Annotated in this window: 13 protein-coding genes; 1 reads left to right on the top strand and 12 read right to left on the bottom strand. The window is 54.9% G+C overall.

What is annotated here, in order from left to right; genetic code table 11:
* Nucleotides 1-133: 133 nt before the first annotated feature.
* Entirely contained in the window at nt 134-541 is a 408-nt protein-coding gene (psiE, locus tag KKH3_RS13860; RefSeq protein WP_039360623.1) for a phosphate-starvation-inducible protein PsiE, read from the top strand.
* Nucleotides 542-569: 28 nt separating this feature from the next.
* Here psiE and yegS read toward each other — a convergent pair whose 3' ends face one another.
* The 12 genes from yegS to KKH3_RS13800 all read right to left on the bottom strand — a co-directional run bounded on the left by yegS (nt 570) and on the right by KKH3_RS13800 (nt 18888).
* Entirely contained in the window at nt 570-1469 is a 900-nt protein-coding gene (gene yegS, locus KKH3_RS13855) for a lipid kinase YegS (RefSeq protein WP_039360620.1), read from the bottom strand.
* Between the two features lie 416 nt (nt 1470-1885).
* Nucleotides 1886-3247 (bottom strand): prephenate-dependent tRNA uridine(34) hydroxylase TrhP, encoded by a 1362-nt coding sequence (trhP, locus tag KKH3_RS13850; protein ID WP_039360618.1) that lies wholly within the window; start codon nt 3245-3247, stop codon nt 1886-1888.
* Nucleotides 3248-3441: 194 nt separating this feature from the next.
* Nucleotides 3442-4401, bottom strand: a complete 960-nt coding sequence (locus KKH3_RS13845) for a glutathione S-transferase family protein (protein WP_039360616.1) — start codon at nt 4399-4401, stop codon at nt 3442-3444.
* A gap of 255 nt (nt 4402-4656) precedes the next feature.
* Entirely contained in the window at nt 4657-5208 is a 552-nt protein-coding gene (locus KKH3_RS13840) for a GNAT family N-acetyltransferase (protein ID WP_039360613.1), read from the bottom strand.
* Between the two features lie 53 nt (nt 5209-5261).
* Nucleotides 5262-5915 (bottom strand): Vat family streptogramin A O-acetyltransferase, encoded by a 654-nt coding sequence (locus tag KKH3_RS13835; RefSeq protein ID WP_039360611.1) that lies wholly within the window; start codon nt 5913-5915, stop codon nt 5262-5264.
* A 21-nt stretch (nt 5916-5936) separates the two neighbouring features.
* Entirely contained in the window at nt 5937-6665 is a 729-nt protein-coding gene (baeR, locus tag KKH3_RS13830; RefSeq protein ID WP_039360610.1) for an envelope stress response regulator BaeR, read from the bottom strand.
* Nucleotides 6666-6690: 25 nt separating this feature from the next.
* Nucleotides 6691-8058, bottom strand: coding sequence for an envelope stress sensor histidine kinase BaeS (gene baeS / locus KKH3_RS13825; RefSeq protein ID WP_039360608.1), 1368 nt, complete (start codon nt 8056-8058; stop codon nt 6691-6693).
* A gap of 7 nt (nt 8059-8065) precedes the next feature.
* On the bottom strand, nt 8066-9466 hold the full coding sequence (mdtD, locus tag KKH3_RS13820; protein ID WP_039360605.1) for an MFS transporter: 1401 nt from the start codon (nt 9464-9466) through the stop codon (nt 8066-8068).
* A gap of 425 nt (nt 9467-9891) precedes the next feature.
* The gene (gene mdtC / locus KKH3_RS13815; RefSeq protein WP_039360602.1) at nt 9892-12972 is read right to left on the bottom strand and encodes a multidrug efflux RND transporter permease subunit MdtC; all 3081 of its coding nucleotides are present in this window, start codon (nt 12970-12972) and stop codon (nt 9892-9894) included.
* Nucleotides 12969-16091, bottom strand: coding sequence for an MdtB/MuxB family multidrug efflux RND transporter permease subunit (locus KKH3_RS13810; RefSeq protein WP_039360599.1), 3123 nt, complete (start codon nt 16089-16091; stop codon nt 12969-12971). The genes mdtC and KKH3_RS13810 overlap by 4 nt, the downstream gene beginning before the upstream one ends.
* Nucleotides 16091-17326 (bottom strand): MdtA/MuxA family multidrug efflux RND transporter periplasmic adaptor subunit, encoded by a 1236-nt coding sequence (locus KKH3_RS13805; protein WP_039360595.1) that lies wholly within the window; start codon nt 17324-17326, stop codon nt 16091-16093. Before KKH3_RS13805 ends, KKH3_RS13810 begins: the two co-directional genes overlap by 1 nt.
* A gap of 371 nt (nt 17327-17697) precedes the next feature.
* Nucleotides 17698-18888, bottom strand: a complete 1191-nt coding sequence (locus KKH3_RS13800; protein WP_139338624.1) for a NupC/NupG family nucleoside CNT transporter — start codon at nt 18886-18888, stop codon at nt 17698-17700.
* Between the last annotated feature and the right edge of the window lie 116 nt (nt 18889-19004).

Here is a 19004-nt window from a genome sequence, read left to right as displayed (position 1 = left end):
TGTACTTTGCATGACATATTTGCCACTAATTTCAAACTAAATTAAGCGTATTTTGGCGTGACAGTGTGAGGGCATCCGGTTATTTTGCAGTGAATTCTTGGTGTTAATGTGAAATAGGATGTGGGGATAACATATGGCAGGTTCTGCTCGTAGTGCGATAGCTGCCAAGGCGCTTCAGACGATACTCAATATCGGCCTGCTGGTGCTGGCGATCATTCTGGTAGTTTTTTTAGTCAAGGAAACGTTCCATCTGGCGAAAGTGCTGTTGATCTCCAATGAAAAAGATTCCTCCTATCAACTGATAGAAGGCATTGTGATCTATTTCCTTTATTTTGAGTTTATTGCGCTGATCGTGAAGTATTTCCAGTCCGGTTATCACTTTCCGCTGCGCTATTTTATCTACATCGGCATTACGGCCATCATTCGCCTGATTATTGTCGATCACAAAAGCCCGTCGGATACGCTGGTGTATTCCGCGGCGATCCTGCTGCTGGTGGTGACGCTGTACCTGGCAAACAGTAATCGCCTGAAGCGAGAATAGTTGAAACAGGAATAGTCGAAACGCGCCGCTATTCCAGCATCGAGCACTGGGGCGGCAGTCGGCAGTGAATCGCAGCAGGCAGTATCTCAATATGGAAACGTTTGGCGGTGAGCGGTTCACCGTCCAGATTAAACGTCATATCGTCTGGGGCGGTGATCTCCAGCCACGGCAGGGTAGCGGAAATCATGTTCTGGTTTTCGCTGCCGGTAAACCAGGCTTGAAGCATGTTCGGCAGCAGCTCTGTTGCCGACAGCACGCTTAGTTCCAGCATCCCATCGTTGATTAGCGCTTCCGGGCAAAGCTGTTGCCCGCCGCCAGCCTGACGACCATTCCCTACTGCAATAACCAGCGTATCACCCGACCAGTGAAAATCCGGCCCGCGAATCTCACAGCGCTCGGCTTGCAGCATGTCCATGCGAAAGAGCGCGTGCAGCACGTATGAAGCACTCCCCAGCGCGGCCTTCATCTTGGCCGGTGTCTCGGTGGTAATGCGTGTGGCAAATCCGCCTGTTGCCATGTTGATGAAGTAGTGGCTGTCGTTCACTTTGGCGATATCAATGGCGGTGGCACGACCCTTGATCGCCAGCGTCAGCGCGTTGTGCATTTCCATCGGAATCTGACAGCTGGTGGCGAAATCATTGGCCGTACCCAGCGGCACAATACCCAGACATGGGCGAACCGCTTCCGGCTGTATCGCTAATGCGGCGGCAACTTCATTGACGGTGCCATCGCCACCAGCGGCGATCACGTTATCTGCGTTAAGTTGGATCGCCTCTTCCACATAGCGCTTGGCGTCGCCGTACTCCCAGGTCACGCGGACATGCAGCGTGTAGCCGTTCTTGCGTCGCTCACCAATGGCCTCGCGAAGTTCTTCATTACCCGCGCTTTTCCCATTCAGAATCAGCAGCGTCACCGGATTTTTTTCCATGGCCTATTTCTCCTCAGCAGGATAGTGGGATTAATAATAGTCACTAAATTGATAGGTAGAAATCAGAAGAGTCGGTGAATGTTTGCGGTGGAGAAAATCAGCGGGCGGGAGAAAAAGAAAAGCCAGCTCAAGGGAGATTGAGCTGGCCAAGGAGGTGGTTCCTAGTAGTATCACTACGCTTATTTTTCGTTCTATGTTTTCTCAGCGACGCAATATTAACCACAACACCAGCGAATTGATGTGATCTGTTTCTAATATTCGTTAAAAAACCCTGAGCTTTGTAACGATACCTCCGAGCGATTGACGTACCGATTTGCGGTTGAGAAAGGTCGATAATAGGGGGGCATACTACAAGGAAGGGATCGGCTTGTGAGAGGCATTGCCGGATGGTTAGGACATCCGGCAACATGGCCAGCTTATTCCGCGTTAGGATCACGCGTGGTAGTGCCCGGCAGATTGCGCAGCAGGAGCGCATAGTCCAGTGAGACGTCGTCCGGTACGGGCAGGTAAACGATATGGCCGTTACCCGGCGCAACATCGGTCGGCTGCCCTTTGGTATTCTGCATCGCGTCGATGGTGAATTGAATATTGCCGTTTGGCGTCATCATTTCCACGCTGTCGCCGCAGGAAAACTTATTCTTCACTTCGACTTCTGCTAGTCCATCACGGCGTACGCCAGTGAATTCACCAACAAACTGCTGACGGTCGGAAACAGAATAGCCGTAGTCGTAGTTCTGGTAATCTTCATGCACGTGGCGACGCAGGAAGCCTTCGGTGTAGCCACGGTGCGCCAGGCCTTCCAGCGTTTCCAGCAGCGTTGGGTCGAACGGTTTACCCGCGACGGCATCATCAATCGCGCGGCGATACACCTGCGCGGTACGGGCGCAATAATAGAATGACTTGGTGCGGCCTTCGATTTTCAGCGAATGAACCTGCATTTGTGTCAGGCGTTCAACGTGCTGGATGGCACGCAGATCGCGGGAGTTCATGATGTAGGTGCCGTGCTCGTCTTCAAATGCGCTCATATACTCGCCGGGGCGCATGTTTTCTTCCAGCATAAAGACTTTGTCGGTCGGTTGGCCGATGCCCAGCGCGGGTTCAACGTTTTTCACCGCAATAGGTTCGTGCTGATGAACGATATTCCCGATGTCGTCCTCTTTGCCTTCCTGAACCTTATATTCCCAGCGGCAGGCATTGGTGCAGGTGCCTTGGTTCGGGTCGCGTTTATTGATGTAACCGGACAGCAGGCAGCGACCAGAGTAAGCCATGCACAGCGCGCCGTGAACGAAGATCTCCAGCTCCATATCCGGGACGTTTTGGCGGATTTCCGCAATCTCTTCCAGCGACAGTTCGCGGGACAGAATCACACGCGTCAGCCCCATCTGCTGCCAGAATTTCACCGTCGCCCAGTTGACCGCGTTGGCCTGAACGGAAAGGTGGACATCCATCTGTGGGAAGTTTTCCCGCACCAGCATAATCAAACCCGGATCGGACATGATCAGCGCATCCGGCCCCATTTCGATCACGGGTTGCAGATCGCGCAGGAAGGTTTTCAGTTTGGCATTGTGCGGCGCGATGTTAACGACCACATAGAATTTCTTGCCCAGCTCATGCGCTTCATTAATGGCTTGCGCCAGCGTCTGATGGTTGAATTCGTTATTGCGCACGCGCAGGCTGTAGCGGGGTTGACCGGCATAAATCGCGTCCGCGCCATAGGCAAAGGCGTAGCGCATATTTTTCAGCGTACCGGCCGGAGAAAGCAGTTCCGGTTTAAACATGGTATCTCTCGATTCTGATCACAAGTCAGGCTGCTCCACGGCGGAAGCAGTTAAAGGCGGAGGATTCTAGCGCTAATAGGGGGAAATTGCAGTAGACGCACACGAAAAGTGGGCCTATTGTTTGACGTAAATCAATCGTTTGACCTAAATAAAGAATGGCCTGCCATTACTAGAACAGGCCAGATCAGGCCGTATTAACGCGTGGCGATACGGGATTTTCCGAGCGTTTCGCGGTTGTGGAGCTGATATAAATCGACCTGTGGGCCAACCGGCACAATCTGCGTCGGGTTCAGCCAGGCAATACCGTAATAGCCTGCTTTGATATGGTCGATATTGACCGTCTCCGCGACACCCGGCCACTGGTACAGTTCACGCAGGTAGTTCGACAGGTTCGGGTAGTCGGCAATACGCTTCAGATTACATTTGAACGCGCCGTGATAGGCCACGTCAAAACGTACCAGCGTCACAAATAAACGCCAGTCGGCCTCAGTCAGCGTGTCGCCGAGAATATAGCGATGGCTACCCAGATGATCGTTCAACTCGTCCAGCGTGGCGAAGAGCGTGGTGACAGCCTCGTTGTAGTGTTCCTGCGTTTTGGCGAAGCCGGTTTTATACACGCCGTTATTGACGTTGTGGTAGACGGTTTCGTTCCAGCGGTCGATCTCTCCGTGCAGTTCAGACGGGTAGAAATCAAGATGGTTACCGGTCAGATCGTTAAATTCGCTGTTTAGCATGCGGATGATGTCTGCCGATTCATTGTTGACGATGCGGCCTTCTACCCGATCCCACAGTACAGGGACTGATACTTTTCCGGTGTAGTCGGGCACGCTGGCGGTGTACAGTTGGTGCAGGTAGTTTATCTCACCCACATGCTCGCCGGCATCCTGTGGCGTGGCAAATTCCCAGCCGTTATCGGCGATACGCGGATTAGCAATCGAGAGCGAAATGATGTTTTCCAATCCTTTCAGCTTGCGGAAAATCAGCGTGCGCGAGGCCCACGGGCAGAGGTAGGAGACAAAAAGCTGGTAACGCCCCGCCTCTGGCACCAGTTCGGTTTGTCGAAATTTGGTTTCTTCGCGGTGGAACGCCCCGTTTTTGATCTCTTCTGCTGCGACATCACCATTAACCCATTTGCCATTCACTAAGCCTGACATCTATTTTCCCCTTATCCGTACTGTTGCAGGTGACCGATGTTCCGCATCAAGTGCGGGTAGATACCTGTCATTATTGTAGGTCTAAAATGGTAACAGCCGTGGGAAAAGAGAAAATGACAAAATTTTCATTAAGTCAGACAGTATTTTTGACAGCATGGGAAGCTAGAACCTAATACCGGTCACTTAAGCATGGATTTACTCGCACAGTCCCTGTGCTCGTACTGGTATCTCGATCTTTAAAGGATCAACATTAGGCTAACGCTTAGCCGCCAGCAGGCCGTATAGCGCAGAGTCGGACACCTCGCCGTCCACGATCCACCGCTGCTTTAACAGTCCTTCCTGCGCGAATCCCAGCCGTTCCAGCGAGCGGGCTGAGGCCACGTTGCGAGAATCGATTTCTGCTTCCAGTCGGGTTAGGCCGGCCGTTTCAAAAGCAAAATCCCGCAGGGCAGAGAGCGCTTCCGCCATATAGCCTTTGCCTTGCGCACTCGCTGCCAGACAGTAGCCGATTTCGGCGCGTTTAGACTCAATCTCAAGATTGAACAGCACGCAGGTGCCGATCAGTTCGCCGCTCTCTTTCACTTCCAGACCCAGCTTCATGTGCTGCCCAGCACACAGCGCGCTCCAGTATTCGGCAATCGCGTCATGTGCCTGTGCGATGTGCTGCCAGGGCGGGTGATTCCAGAAACGCATGACGACGGGGTCGGACATAAAAGCGAACAGCGCAGGGGCATCATCACGATAGAGCGGACGCAGCAGCAGGCGGGGTGTCTCGATTCTGGTGGTTTCGGAAAATAGCGCAGTCATTGGCGTGGGAGCCTCTTCTTCGTGTGGAATGGATTCATGTGGAACGGAGACGGTTACTCTGACAGATGGCCTGCTTGCAAAGCCGCAATATCGCCAGCCGCGATGATGTCCAGATGACGCGTGATTTTTTCTAGCGGCCAATCCCACCAGCACAGCGTTTCCAATGCATCGATGACGTCCGGCGCAAAACGGGCTTTAAGGATTTTGGCCGGATTGCCGCCAACGACCGTATAAGCGGGTACATCGGCAGTGACCACGGCGCGCGACGCAATGATGGCACCATTTCCAATGCGGATGCCGGGCATGATCAGCACGTCATAGCCAATCCAGACATCATTGCCGATGAGCGTGTCGCCTTTGTATGGCAGATCCTCTGGCTTCGGCGTCACTTTTTCCCAGCCGTTGCCAAAAATCTGAAACGGGTAGGTAGACAAGCCGGAAAGTCGATGGTTGGCGCCGTTCATCATAAATTTTACGCCACGCGCGATAGCGCAAAATTTCCCGATGACTAATTTATCGCCGATAAACGGATAGTGGTAGAGCACATTTTGCTCGAAATTTTCCGCACCATCGGGATCGTCGTAATAGGTGTAGTCGCCAATTTCAATATTCGGATTGGTGACAATGTTCTTGATGAAACACACTTGGGGGAAACCGGCCATGGGGTAGCGGTTATCAGGATCGGGTCCGTTCACAATGGTCTCCATAACATCATAAGGCGGTTGGCGTTATACCTCATTACAGGGGGCGGCTTCCCAGCGATAGCCGATGCCGTATACCGTACGGATGAATGAGGTCTCTTCATCCAGCTGTTCCAGCTTACGACGCAGGTTTTTTATATGGCTATCGATAGTGCGGTCGGTCACGACACGATAATCGTCGTAGAGCTTATCCAGCAGCGCTTCGCGAGAAAACACCTTCCCCGGCTCGGTGGAGAGCGTTTTGAGCAGGCGAAACTCCGCCGGCGTGAGATCGAGATTTTGCCCCAGATAGCTGGCCTGAAAGCCGCTTTTATCAATCAACAGGGCCGTTTCGGTTTTCTCTGTGGATTTCAGCCCGTCATTTTGCCAGCCGCAGCGGCGCAGCAGCGTTCTGACGCGCACCACCACTTCGCGCGGGCTGAAGGGCTTACAAATATAATCGTCGGCACCAATTTCCAGCCCCAGCAGGCGATCAATCTCCTCGCTGCGAGCGGTAACCATAATAATCGGCACATTGGAAAACTGGCGGATAGTGCGGCAGAGCGTCAGGCCGTCGCAGCCCGGCAGCATTAAATCCAGCAAAATGAGTGAAGGGGAATGCTGCCGCACCCACTCGACGACATCGTTGCCGTTGGGCAGCCAGTGCGTGGCATAGTCCGCTGCCTGAAGGTAATCCACCAGCAGTTGCCCCAATTTGGGTTCATCTTCGACGATCAGAATCGGTGACGCCATAGCGAAATCGGGTGCGGTTGTCATAGCTCTGCTTATTTAGGCGTGGTTCTCAATCAAGTACGTGCAAGGGAAGCTCAATGGTAATCATCACTCCCCCTAATGGTGAATGTTCAGCATACAGCCGTCCGCTATGTGCCTCAACGATATTATTGCAGATCGCCAGCCCCAGACCAGAGCCGCCGCTGGCGCGGTTACGCGAACTTTCTGCACGATAAAAGCGCTCGAAAATCAGCGTAAGCTGCTCGTCGGTCACGCCGGGGGCGCTGTCCTGCCAGATAATCGCCCAGCGTTTATGCTGCTGAACCACCGTAATGGCTAACTGACCCCGCTCATCAGTATAGCGCAGGCTATTTTCCAGCAGATTATTAAATAGTTGACTGAGTCGGTCCGGGTCACCAAAGACGCCAGCCTGAGTTGGTAAATCGATGGTGAGCGTAATCTGCTTTTTCTGGAAACGCTCATGAAACGCGGCAATAGCAATATGCAGAATTTGCACCACGTCCACTGCCGTTTTACGGTAGGCCAGCGCCCCGCGATCGGACAAGGTGAGCTGATGCAGGTCGTCCACGAGTTTGGTGAGCGTCGTCACCTCAGACTGGAGTGAATGCAGTGAATTCGAGTCGGGTTTGCGCACGCCATCCTGCAAGGCTTCCAGCTCGCCACGCAGCACCGCCAGCGGCGTGCGTAATTCGTGGGAGACATCGGCCATAAATGCGCGGCGGGACTGCTCATTTTTTTCCAGCGTGATGGCAAGCTGGTTGAAATCCTGTGCCAGCCTACCCAATTCATCGTGCGAGCTTGCCGTTACGCGGGTGCTGAAATCCCCCGATGCCAAACTGTGCATGCCGTTGACCAACCGCTTAACGGGCGCGAGCAGGCCACGCGAGGTGAGCCAGGTGGCAATAATCGCGAGCAGCGTCGAGAGTGCGACAATCAGCCAACTGGTGCGCTGTTGCTGTTGATCGAAACTGATGTCGGCGTTACGGGTCAGGCGTTCAACGGGCGAGGCGACAATCCAGCCGACCGTCTGGTTTTGTACCTGAATAGGCTGCCAGGTGCCTTCATTGGGAATGGGCGCTGGAGAGCCAAACAGTTTACGTTTACCGGTATCGAGCACCCAGAGACGGACTCGCCATCCCTGCATACTGTTGTCGGTATCGTTGTTTTGATCCATCGAGTGCAGCATTTTGAACACCAGACGCTCATTGTTACGCAGGAATGACCAGTTGCCGTGCTGCTGATACTGTTCCGCCAGCGCATCGCGCAGTTGTGTCACCCGCTGTTCGTTGCCGCGCTTAATGTAGTCGATAAAGCCGCGCTCGAAGCTAACGCGTACGCCCCAGTGCATGGTTACCAGCACTAGCATGCAGGTGGCGAAAATCGCGAGAAACAGTTTAGCGGTAATGCCGAATTTCATAACGACCTCACGATTGACGCGGCAGCGTTGACTGCTTGACGCTGTCCATTGGCACGCGATTAAAAATTAACACGGGCAGGGCGATGATAACGATCATGCTGAGATAGGTGTAAATAAATACCATGTTAGTGTCTCCGCTTCCCGCTGCCATGTGCGGTTGAGAGAACATCCCCAGCAGAATACCCGCGATACTCACACCGAGGCTGGTGGACAACTGCATGGTCATCGACAGCAGGCTATTGCCGCCGCTGGCAAGCGTATCCGGCAGATCCTTCAACGTCAGCGTGTTCATGGTGGAGAAGCGAACGGCATTCACCGTACCGAGGAAGAACAGCACAATCGGGATCATCCAGATCCATTTCATAAGCGCGACCAGTGCAAACAGCGCCGTGACCAGCGCCAACAGCAGCGTGGAGACCATCAGCACGCGGCGGTAGCCGAATCGGTTAACGACCTGTACGACGACCCGCTTCATTCCCATGCTGCCTAGCACCATTGGCACCATCATCAGCCCGGCATGGAACGGAGAAAATCCCATTCCTAGCTGTAAAAATAGCGGCGTCATAAACGGCAACATGCCGCTGCCGATGCGTGCCAAAAGCCCGCCTGTCAGGCCGATAGAAAAAGTGGATGTGTCGAACAGATGCAGGTTAAACAGCGCCCGTTTGTTGTGGCGGGCGTGCAGCCAGTAGCTCAGTAGTGCGATCAGCCCAATGGCGATTAACGCGAAAATGGCAATCGGCGGAATGCCCAGACTGCGGTTGCCGTCTAACGCCAATGTCAGTGTGGCCATACCGACGGCAAGCCAGAGGAAGCCGCTGATGTCGAAGCGTTGGGTGCGCATGGTGTAGTTGGGCATCAGGAACCAGGTTGCCAGCGCGCCGATAATGCCAACGGGCAGGTTGATGAGGAAAATCCAGTGCCAGCTGGCGTATTCCACCAGAAAACCGCCAAGCGCGGGCCCCATTAATGGGCCAATCTGGCCGGGTAGCGTCACGAATGTCATGGCCGCCATATACTGATCGCGCGGGACGATCTTCATCACCGTCAGGCGGCCTACTGGCACCATCATCGCGCCGCCAATACCTTGAATGACGCGAGAGGCCAGCAGTTCGTTCAACGTTTCCGAACGGGCGCACAGCAGTGACCCGAGCGTAAACAGCAGAATCGCGGCGAAAAAGATATTCTTCACGCCGATGCGATCGGCTAGCCAGCCGCTGGCGGGCAACATCACGGCGACGGTCAGCACATAGGAAACAATCACCGAATGCATATGCAGCGGGCTTTCATTCAGACTCGCGGCCATTGAAGGCAGCGCGGTATTCACGATGGTGGTATCCAGCGTCTGCATAAAAAAGCCAAAGGCAACAATCCAGAGCTGCCAGCGGACGGAGGCTGGTTGGGTCATCTTTCATGACCTTCTTGATTGTTGAATACATTGGGCATAGTCGGTGGTGTCCTCACATTTCGCATGGTGCTCTCAAAGCACGAATATTATTATCTCGGAGAGGTTTCGTGCGCTGAGTATTTTCCCTGGCGTAAATTATGCTGAGGGAAATGCAGACTCTCGGATAAGCGGCATGGATGCCGCGCAAGCCGATGCCGCGTAGGGAACGCGTCAGCGGCGGTCCGTAAAGAGGATGCTTTTCCCGAAGGCACCGCAAAGCGGCATAATTTCCCGCCAATAGCCAGGGTTCCAAGGGCGACGGCAATTGAGCCGCCCTTGGTCGGGCGCGTTCGGGGCGCTATTAGAAAAACGGTGAAGCTTGAGCGCACGAAACCTCCCCCCCTGAAATAGCATGTTATTAGATCTTTATCGTTGTTCATGTTCAGTCACGACAATGACAAATCCTTCTCCGGGGCTTTACGCCGAATCCCCCTTAGCTTGTCGAAAAACAGATACACCACCGGTGTGGTGTACAGCGTGAGGATTTGGCTCATCACCAGTCCGCCGACGATCGTGATGCCGAGCGGTTGGCGCAGTTCCGCGCCGTCGCCGCTGGTCAGTACCAGCGGCAGTGCGCCAAACAGTGCCGCTAGCGTGGTCATCATAATCGGGCGGAAACGCAGCAGGCAGGCCTGAAAAATCGCATCCTGTGCGCTCAACCCGCCGCTGCGCTGCGCCACCAGCGCAAAATCCACCATCATGATCGCGTTCTTCTTCACGATCCCAATCAGCAGCATGATGCCAATGAGTGCCACCAGACTAAACGGTGCGCCGAACCACTCCAGCGCCAGCAGCGCACCCACGCCCGCCGAGGGCAGGGTAGACAGAATCGTCAGCGGGTGCACATAGCTTTCATACAACACGCCCAGCACGATATACACGGTGATAATCGCCGCCAGAATCAGCAACAGTTGCGAAGACTGCGACTGCTGGAACGCCTGTGCCGTACCGGAGAACTGACCGCGTACTGCGGACGGCACGCCCAGCGATGTCATGGTTCTTTCTATCGCCGCCGTGGCGTTGGAAAGATCGGTGCCCTCCGGCAGATTAAAAGAGATCGTCGAGGCGGCAGACAGCCCCTGATGGTTCACCGACAGCGGCGCGTTGATCGGCTTCCAACTGGCGAAATAAGAGAGCGGGATGGGCTTACCTTCATTATTGATCACGAACATTTTGTCGAGTGAACTGACGTCCTGCGTGTAGGCGTCGTCCACTTCCATCACCACCTTATATTGGTTTAGTGGCTGGTAAATGGTTGAAATCTGACGCTGTCCGAAGGCGTTATTGAGTAGTGCGTTAGCGGCAGAAACGCTGATGCCGAGCTGCGCCATCGCATCACGATCGTAGGTCAGCGCCATTTCCGCGCCTTTATCCTGCTGATCGGAATTCACGTCGGCCAGCTCAGGGAGTTTGCTGAAAGCAGCACGAATCTTGGGTTCCCAGGCGCGTAGCTCGCTTAGATCGTCAGACAGCAGCGTGTATTGGTATCCGGCGCTCGATTCCCGCCCGCCGATACGAATATCCTGCACCGGCATTAAAAACAGGTTGGCACCGGGTTCTTTTGCCAGCTTGACGCGCAGGCGACTGATCACTTGCTGTGCCGATACATCACGTTCGGACAGCGGCTTAAGCGAAATAAACATCGACCCGCTGTTGGTGCGCGAACCGCCGGTAAACCCGTTCACGTTATCCACCGCCGGATCGCTACTGACGATGGTCATGAAGTTTTGGAGTTTCACCGTCATAGCCTGAAAAGAAATACTCTGATCGGCCTGAATAAAGCCCATCAGTCGGCCTGTGTCCTGCTCTGGGAAAAAAGTCTTGGGAATGCTGATGTACAGCCAGACGTTGAGTGCAATGGTGCCCAGCAGGAGCAGCAACACCCAACGTGCATGGTTGAGCACCCACTTCAATGAACGCCCGTAGCCTTGCTGCATGGCGAGCAATACGCGGTTAAAACCACGGGTGCGCGGCTGGCTACGCTTGGGAACGGCACGTAGCAGGCGGGCGCACAGCATCGGCGTCAGCGTCAGCGAGATCAGCAGCGAAATCATGATCGCTACCGACAGCGTGACGGCGAATTCGCGGAATAGTCGCCCCGGCAAGCCATCCATCAGCAGCAAAGGAATGAACACCGCCACCAGCGACAAACTCATCGATAAGACGGTAAACCCCACTTCGCGCACGCCCTGAAGCGAGGCCTGTAACGGCTTCATGCCGGCCTCGATGTGGCGGGAAATATTCTCCAGCACCACGATGGCGTCATCCACCACGAAACCGGTGGCAATGGTAAGCGCCATCAGCGACAGGTTGTTCAGACTAAAGCCGCACAGGTACATGGCGGCGAAGGTGCCGATCAGCGAAACCGGGACGGCCAGTGCCGGAATGGCGGTCGCGCGGGCTGAACGTAGGAACAGGAAGACGACCAGAATAACCAGCGCGACGGCGATAACCAGCGATTGCTCGACTTCCGCCAACGAGGCGCGAATGGTGGGGGAGCGATCCTGCGCGACATCCAGCTGTATTTCGGCAGGCAGGCTGGCACGTAGTTCCGGCATCGCGGCGCGGATATTGTCTACCGTGGTGATAATGTTGGCATCCGGCGCACGGCGAATCATCACCAAAATCGCAGGCTTCGCGTTCGCCATCCCCGCGTTACGGGCGTTCTGGACTGAATCTTCTACCGTGGCGACGTCGCTCAGGCGGACGGCAGCGCCGTTGTTGTAGTGGATAATCAGCGGCGCGTAGGCATCGGCGGTTTTTAGCGCATCGTTGGTTTGTATCTGCCAGCTTTTCTGGCTGTTTTCCACATTCCCCAGCGGCTGACGTACGTTCGCCTGTGCGATGGCCTGCCGCACCTCATCGAGGGAAATTCCCTGATTAAACAAGGCTACCGGATTCAGCGCGACGCGCACGGCAGGCAGTGAACTTCCGCCGATGGAGACATCGCCGACGCCTTCCATCTGTGAAATTTTCTGCGACAGTTGGGTAGAAGCAAAGTCGTACAGTTGCCCCTGACTGTAGGTTTCCGAGGTCAGCGTCAGAATCATGACGGGCGCGTCGGACGGATTGACTTTGCGGTAGGTCGGGCGGCTGGACATGCCGGATGGCAACAGATTTTGTGCCGCGTTAATGGCCGCCTGTACATCACGCGCTGCACCGTTGATATCCCTGTCGAGATTAAATACCAGAATGACGCGGGTGCTGCCGAGCGAGCTGGTGGAGGTCATCTCGCTAACGCCCGCGATCCTGCCGAGCGCGCGCTCCAGGGGCGTGGCGACGGCAGAAGCCATGGTTTCCGGCGAGGCACCGGGCAACGAGGCGCTGACCGAGATCACCGGGAAATCCACCTGCGGCAGCGGCGACACCGGCAACAGGCGGAAGCCTAATACGCCACAGAGCGCGATAGCCAGCGTCAGCAGCAGGGTGGCGACGGGGCGGTGGATAAACAGGGCGAAGAACTTCACTCGGCCTCTTCCTCCTGACGCGCTAAACGGCGGAAACGCGTCGCCAGACGGTCAAACAGCAGGTAGATCACCGGTGTCGTAAACAGCGTCAGGATTTGGCTCATGATCAGGCCTCCGACCATACAGATTCCCAGCGGCTGGCGCAGCTCTGCGCCGACGCCAGTGCTCAGCATCAGCGGTAGCGCACTCAGCAGCGCCGCCATGGTGGTCATCAAAATCGGTCGGAAACGCAGCAGACAGGCCTGATAAATCGCATCATACGGTTTCATCCCCTGTTCTCGCTCCGCCGCCAGTGCGAAGTCGATCATCATGATGGCATTTTTCTTCACGATCCCAATGAGCAATATGATCCCGATAATGGCGATCACATCCAGCTCGTTCCCCGCCATCATGAGCGCCAGCAGTGCACCGACGCCCGCCGTTGGCAGCGTAGACAAGATGGTGATCGGATGAATAAAGCTTTCGTACAGCACGCCGAGCACAATGTACATCGCGACAATTGCCGCCACGATAAGCCATACCGTGCTGCTCAGTGCTGACTGGAACGCCAGCGTACTGCCCTGAAAGCGAGTGGTGATATCCGCAGGCAGGTTCATCTGCTGCTCGGCCTGCGTGATGGCATCAACCGCTTCGCCTAACGCATAGCCGCTGGCGACGTTGAAAGAGATCGTCGTCGAGGGGAACTGGTCGATATGGTTGATCGCCAGCGGCCCCTGACGCTCTTCAATGGTGGCGATGCTGCTGAGCGGAATGGTGCCGCCGTCGCTGCTGATAAGGCGCACGTCGTTCAATGCGTCCAGACCGGTATTGTTGGTCGTATCGTGTTCCAGCACCACGCGGTATTGGCTGGCCTGCGTATAGATGGTGGAAACCAGTCGCTGACCAAAGGCGTTGTACAGCGCGCTGTCGACCTGTGACATCGTAATACCCAAACGGCTGGCGCTGTCGCGGTTCACGTTGACGTAGGCGACCGCCGCGCCATCTTGCCAGTCGCTGCTGACATCCTCTAGCTGCGGCAGCGTTTTTAGTTCGGTCATCAGCGTCGGCACCCACTCGCTCAGCTCGTCCAACGACATCGCCTGCAACGTAAACTGGTATTGCGTGCGGCTAATTTGGGTGTCGATGGTGAGATCCTGTACCGGTTGCAGATAGAGCTGGATGCCGGGAATTTGTGCTGTTTGCTGTTGCAAGCGACTGATGATCTCCGGAATGCGTTCGCTACGTTCACTGAGCGGCTTTAGGTTGATTTGCAGTCGGCCGCTGTTCAGCGCGGCATTCGTGCCATCAACGCCGATAAACGAGGATACGCTCTCGACCGCCGGATCTTTCATGATGATGGACGCGACGCGCTGTTGGCGGTCGGCCATGCTGCTGAACGAGACCGTCTGCGGCGCTTGCACGGTGCCCTGAATAATGCCGTTATCCTGTATCGGGAAGAAGCCTTTTGGGATCACGATATAGAGCAGAATCGTCAGCAGCAGCGTACCGAGTGCGACGCTAAGCGTCAGCCACGGATGATTCAGCACCTTGCGCAGCCAGACGCCGTAGGCATCAATCAGGCGAGTGAAGAACCGTTCGCTGGCGCGGGTAAAACGGTTCTGTTTACGCAGTGACTGATGGCTCAGCATTCGGGCGCACATCATGGGTGTCAGCGTGAGCGAAACGACAGCGGAAATCAGGATGGATACCGCCAGCGTGACGGCGAATTCGCGGAACAGGCGTCCGACGATATCACCCATAAACAGCAACGGGATCAGCACGGCGATGAGCGAAAAGGTCAGAGAAATAATGGTGAAGCCGATTTCTCCCGCACCTTTTAGCGCCGCGTTAAGCGGCTTTTCCCCTTTTTCGATATAGCGGGCGATGTTTTCAATCACCACAATGGCATCATCCACCACGAAACCAGTGGCGATGGTGAGCGCCATGAGCGTCAGGTTGTTGATGGAGAAGCCGAGAAAATACATCGCGGCAAAGGTGCCAATCAGCGACAGTGGCACGGCAATGCTGGGGATCAGCGTGGCGACAGCGTTACGCAAGAACAGGTAAATCACCATGACGACCAGCGCGATAGCCAGCAGCAGTTCAAACTGGACGTCTTTCACCGAGGCGCGAATGCTGGTGGTGCGGTCAGTCAACGTGGTGACGTTGACTGAGTTCGGCAGACTGGCTTTTAACGCGGGCAGCATCTTGCTAATGCTGTCCGTGGTCGTGATGACGTTGGCGCCCGGCTGGCGCTGAATGTTGATAATGATCGCCTGCTGTCGATTCGCCCAGGCACCGAGATGAATGTTTTCGGCGGCCTGTTCGATAGTCGCGACATCCTGAAGCCGCACTGGCGCGCCATTCTTCCACGCGACAATCAGCTTGCGGTAATCATCAACGGATTTCATTTGATCGTTGGCGGAGAGCGTGACTGAACGTGTCGGGCCATCCAGGCTCCCCTTGGCGGAATTCACATTGGCGGCGGTAATGGCGGTGCGGATCGTTTCGCTGGTCAAGCCGTACGCCGCTAGCGCAGGGGCGTTCAGCCTTACCCGCACTGCCGGACGTTGGCCACCGGCTAATGACACCAGACCGACGCCCGCCACCTGTGAAATTTTCTGCGCGATGCGGTTGTCCACCATATCCTGAACCTGTGTCATCGACATGGCGCTGGAGGTGACGGCAAGCGTCATAATCGGCGGATCCGCCGGATTCACTTTGCTGTAGGTCGGCGGATAGGGTAGATCGCTCGGCAGCAGGTTGCTGGCCGCATTGATAGCGGCCTGCACATCCTGTTCGGCGACGTCCATCGATAGCTCAAGCTGGAACTGGAGCGTGATGACGGATGCGCCGCCAGCGCTCTGTGTCGACATCTGTTTTAGCCCGGACATCTGGCCGAACTGCCGCTCCAGCGGCGCGGTAATCGCCGAGGTCACCACATCGGGGCTGGCACCGGGATAGAGGGTAATGACCTGAATCGTTGGATAATCGACTTCGGGCAGCGCAGAAACGGGTAGCGCCCGATAGCCGATAATACCGGCTAACAAAATGGCGATCATCAGCAGCGTCGTTGCGACTGGACGCAGAATAAACAGGCGAGACGGCCCACCGCCGTTGGCTGGAACGGTATCCTGCATCAGGATTTCTCCCCAGCGATGGCGGGCGTTTTCTCCGTCAACGCTGAGGGCACGACTTCCACTTTCGCGCCTTCGGTCAGGCGGTCGATGCCGTCAGTCACAACCTGAACATTGGCGTCCAGCCCGGCGGTCACCACAACCAACTGGCCGTACTGAATACTGGTGGTAACCTGACGCTTACTCACTTCATTTTTATCATTCAGAATCCAGACGAAGCGGCCTTCATTGCCCATTTGTACGGCGGCGGATGGTGCGACGACGGCATTTTTCAGCGTGTCGACCTTCATGCGGATATTCACGAACTGGTTCGGGAACAGGGCATCGTCCAGATTGTCAAAACGCGCCTTGAGCTTGATCGTGCCCGTGGTGGTGTCGATCTGGTTGTCCATGCTCAGCAGGATGCCCTGCGAGAGTTTCTTTTGATTGGCGCGATCCCAGGCTTCTACCACAGGCGGCTGATCGGATTTCTGCGCACTCAGAATCGTGGAGATGTCCGCTTCCGGTACGGTAAAGACGACATCAATAGGGTAAGTCTGCGTAATCACGACAATCCCATTAGTATCGCCGCTGGTGATGTAATTCCCTATATCGACCTGCTTTAAGCCGATCCGACCACTGATAGGCGCGGTGATTTTGCTGTAATCCAACTGGAGCTGTGCGCTGGCGACGGCACCTTCATCGGCTTTTAGCGTGCCTTCTGCCTGACGAACGGCGGCGGTCTGCGCATCCAGCTCCTGACGGGAGATCAGGTTGGTTTTCACCAGTTGCTGATAGCGTGCTAAATCCTGTTGGGCATTAGCCAGCACTGCCCGATCTTTTGCCAACTGTCCCTGCGCCTGCGTCAGCTCAACCTGAAAAGGACGGGGATCGATTTCTGCCAGCAGGTCGCCAGCTTTAACCTGCTGCCCTTCCTGAAAGTGGAGTGCCATCAACTGACCGTTCACCCGACTGCGCAGCGTCACGGTGTTGGCCGCCATCACGGTGCCTAAACCGGAGAGGTAATAAGGCACGGAAGCGGATTGTGTCAGCGCCGCCTGTACGGGTGCCAGCGTACGCATCGCGGCGCGGCGTCCGCCGCCACTGGTACTATTTCCCGCATGTGACGTACGGGCCGCGTGCTGTTCACTTGTGCCAGGGGAGGCAGGCGGTGTCTGGGTAAAATGGCGCCAGATCAGCACGGCAATAGCGATAATGGCGGCAAGTACCAGCAGGCCTCGGATACGTTTGGCATTCATAGTGATGGATTACTCTCTCCAGATTGCGTGTGAAGTACGATCTACCCGTCATACTTCATGCGGCATGTGCGTTGGCTATCATACTCAGCGTGTTATTGGACCAATGACCGCGTGCCGATCGTTTAAGAACCGAGATACACGGAGCGACCACGGGACGAGGTGTCCCTGCGGGAACCTCATCCCCGTGTTTCTCCTAAAATAAGGCTTAAGTGATCAACATTAGCCAATGGCCGCATTTTACTAGTTTAAACAAGGGAAGCCGGACAAAAATGAAGAAATTATAGAAGATATGTCAGGATTTGTAGGAAAGAACCCGGCAGCGCGAGGCTGCCGGATGGGTAGGGATAAAAATTTTATAACACGATGAAAGGTTACAGCACCAGACCGGCGATAGCGGCAGAAAGGATGCTCACCAGCGTAGAACCATAAACCAGTTTCAGGCCAAAACGGGAAACCACGTTGCCTTGTTGTTCGTTCAGGCCTTTAATCGCGCCGGCAATAATACCAATCGACGAGAAGTTGGCGAAGGACACCAGGAACACTGACAGGATGCCCACGCTGCGCGGAGACAGTTCGCCTGCGACTTTTTGCAGTTCCAGCATCGCCACAAATTCGTTAGAAACCAGTTTGGTTGCCATGATGCTACCAACCTGAAGGGCTTCGTGAGACGGGATACCCATGATCCAGGCGAACGGATAGAACGCGTAGCCGAGGACTTCCTGGAAGCTGATGCCAAAAATGGCGCTGAAAATCGCATTAACCGCGGCAATCAGTGCAATGAAGCCGATCAACATGGCTGCCACGATAACGGCAACTTTGAAACCTGCCAGAATGTATTCGCCCAGCATTTCAAAGAAGCTCTGATTTTCATGCAGGTTACCCAACTGCAATTCCGGCTCTTCACCGACTTTGTAAGGGTTGATCAGCGACAGCACGATGAAGGTACTGAACATGTTCAGAATCAGCGCGGCAACGACAAATTTGGCATCCAGCATAGACATGTACGCACCGACGATAGACATCGACACGGTCGACATGGCGGTCGCGGACATAGTGTACATGCGTTTTTCGGACATCTTGCCCAGAATGTCTTTGTAGGCAATGAAGTTTTCGGACTGGCCGAGAATCAGTGAACTGACTGCGTTAAAGGATTCCAGCTTACCCATGCCGTTCACTTTGGAAAGAACGGTACCAATGGCGCGGATGATGATCGGCAGCACTTTAATGTGTTGCAGGATACCGATCAGCGCGGAAATGAAGACGATAGGGCAGAGCACTTTAAAGAAGAAGGAAATCAGGTTCTTCTCACTATTCACCATGTCACCGAATACGAAGTCCGTCCCTTGGCCTGCAAATCCGAGTAATTTGTCAAATACTGCGGCGAACCCTTTGACGATACCTAAACCCACGTTTGAGTACAGGAAGAAGTAAGCAAGCAGAATCTCGATGACGAGTAGCTGAATAATAAAACGAATACGAATGCTTTTACGATCGCGGCAGACAAGCAGCGCCAGCGCCGTAACAACAACCAGCGCCAAAATAAATTGCGCAATATGGGACAGGGACATGTGTGCTCCAAATATGAGGCAGGCCTAATTTTCCACGTCATTTTATGTAACGCGTGCATTAAAAATGAGAGGAGGGACGCAAAAAAACAATTATACCTTGGGATTTTATC

It is taken from the genome of Pectobacterium actinidiae (assembly GCF_000803315.1).
Lineage (GTDB): Bacteria > Pseudomonadota > Gammaproteobacteria > Enterobacterales > Enterobacteriaceae > Pectobacterium > Pectobacterium actinidiae.
The sequence above is the reverse complement of the archived record's forward strand: the minus strand, read 5'-3'. Positions and strand labels throughout refer to the sequence as shown.

What these genes read in the sequence shown, in the direction of transcription:
- psiE (WP_039360623.1), top strand. Translation starts at nt 134, where the DNA reads ATGGCAGGTTCTGCTCGTAGTGCGATAGCTGCCAAGGCGCTTCAGACG.
- yegS (WP_039360620.1), bottom strand. Translation starts at nt 1,469, where the DNA reads ATGGAAAAAAATCCGGTGACGCTGCTGATTCTGAATGGGAAAAGCGCG.
- trhP (WP_039360618.1), bottom strand. Translation starts at nt 3,247, where the DNA reads ATGTTTAAACCGGAACTGCTTTCTCCGGCCGGTACGCTGAAAAATATG.
- KKH3_RS13845 (WP_039360616.1), bottom strand. Translation starts at nt 4,401, where the DNA reads ATGTCAGGCTTAGTGAATGGCAAATGGGTTAATGGTGATGTCGCAGCA.
- KKH3_RS13840 (WP_039360613.1), bottom strand. Translation starts at nt 5,208, where the DNA reads ATGACTGCGCTATTTTCCGAAACCACCAGAATCGAGACACCCCGCCTG.
- KKH3_RS13835 (WP_039360611.1), bottom strand. Translation starts at nt 5,915, where the DNA reads ATGGAGACCATTGTGAACGGACCCGATCCTGATAACCGCTACCCCATG.
- baeR (WP_039360610.1), bottom strand. Translation starts at nt 6,665, where the DNA reads ATGACAACCGCACCCGATTTCGCTATGGCGTCACCGATTCTGATCGTC.
- baeS (WP_039360608.1), bottom strand. Translation starts at nt 8,058, where the DNA reads ATGAAATTCGGCATTACCGCTAAACTGTTTCTCGCGATTTTCGCCACC.
- mdtD (WP_039360605.1), bottom strand. Translation starts at nt 9,466, where the DNA reads ATGACCCAACCAGCCTCCGTCCGCTGGCAGCTCTGGATTGTTGCCTTT.
- KKH3_RS13810 (WP_039360599.1), bottom strand. Translation starts at nt 16,091, where the DNA reads ATGCAGGATACCGTTCCAGCCAACGGCGGTGGGCCGTCTCGCCTGTTT.
- KKH3_RS13805 (WP_039360595.1), bottom strand. Translation starts at nt 17,326, where the DNA reads ATGAATGCCAAACGTATCCGAGGCCTGCTGGTACTTGCCGCCATTATC.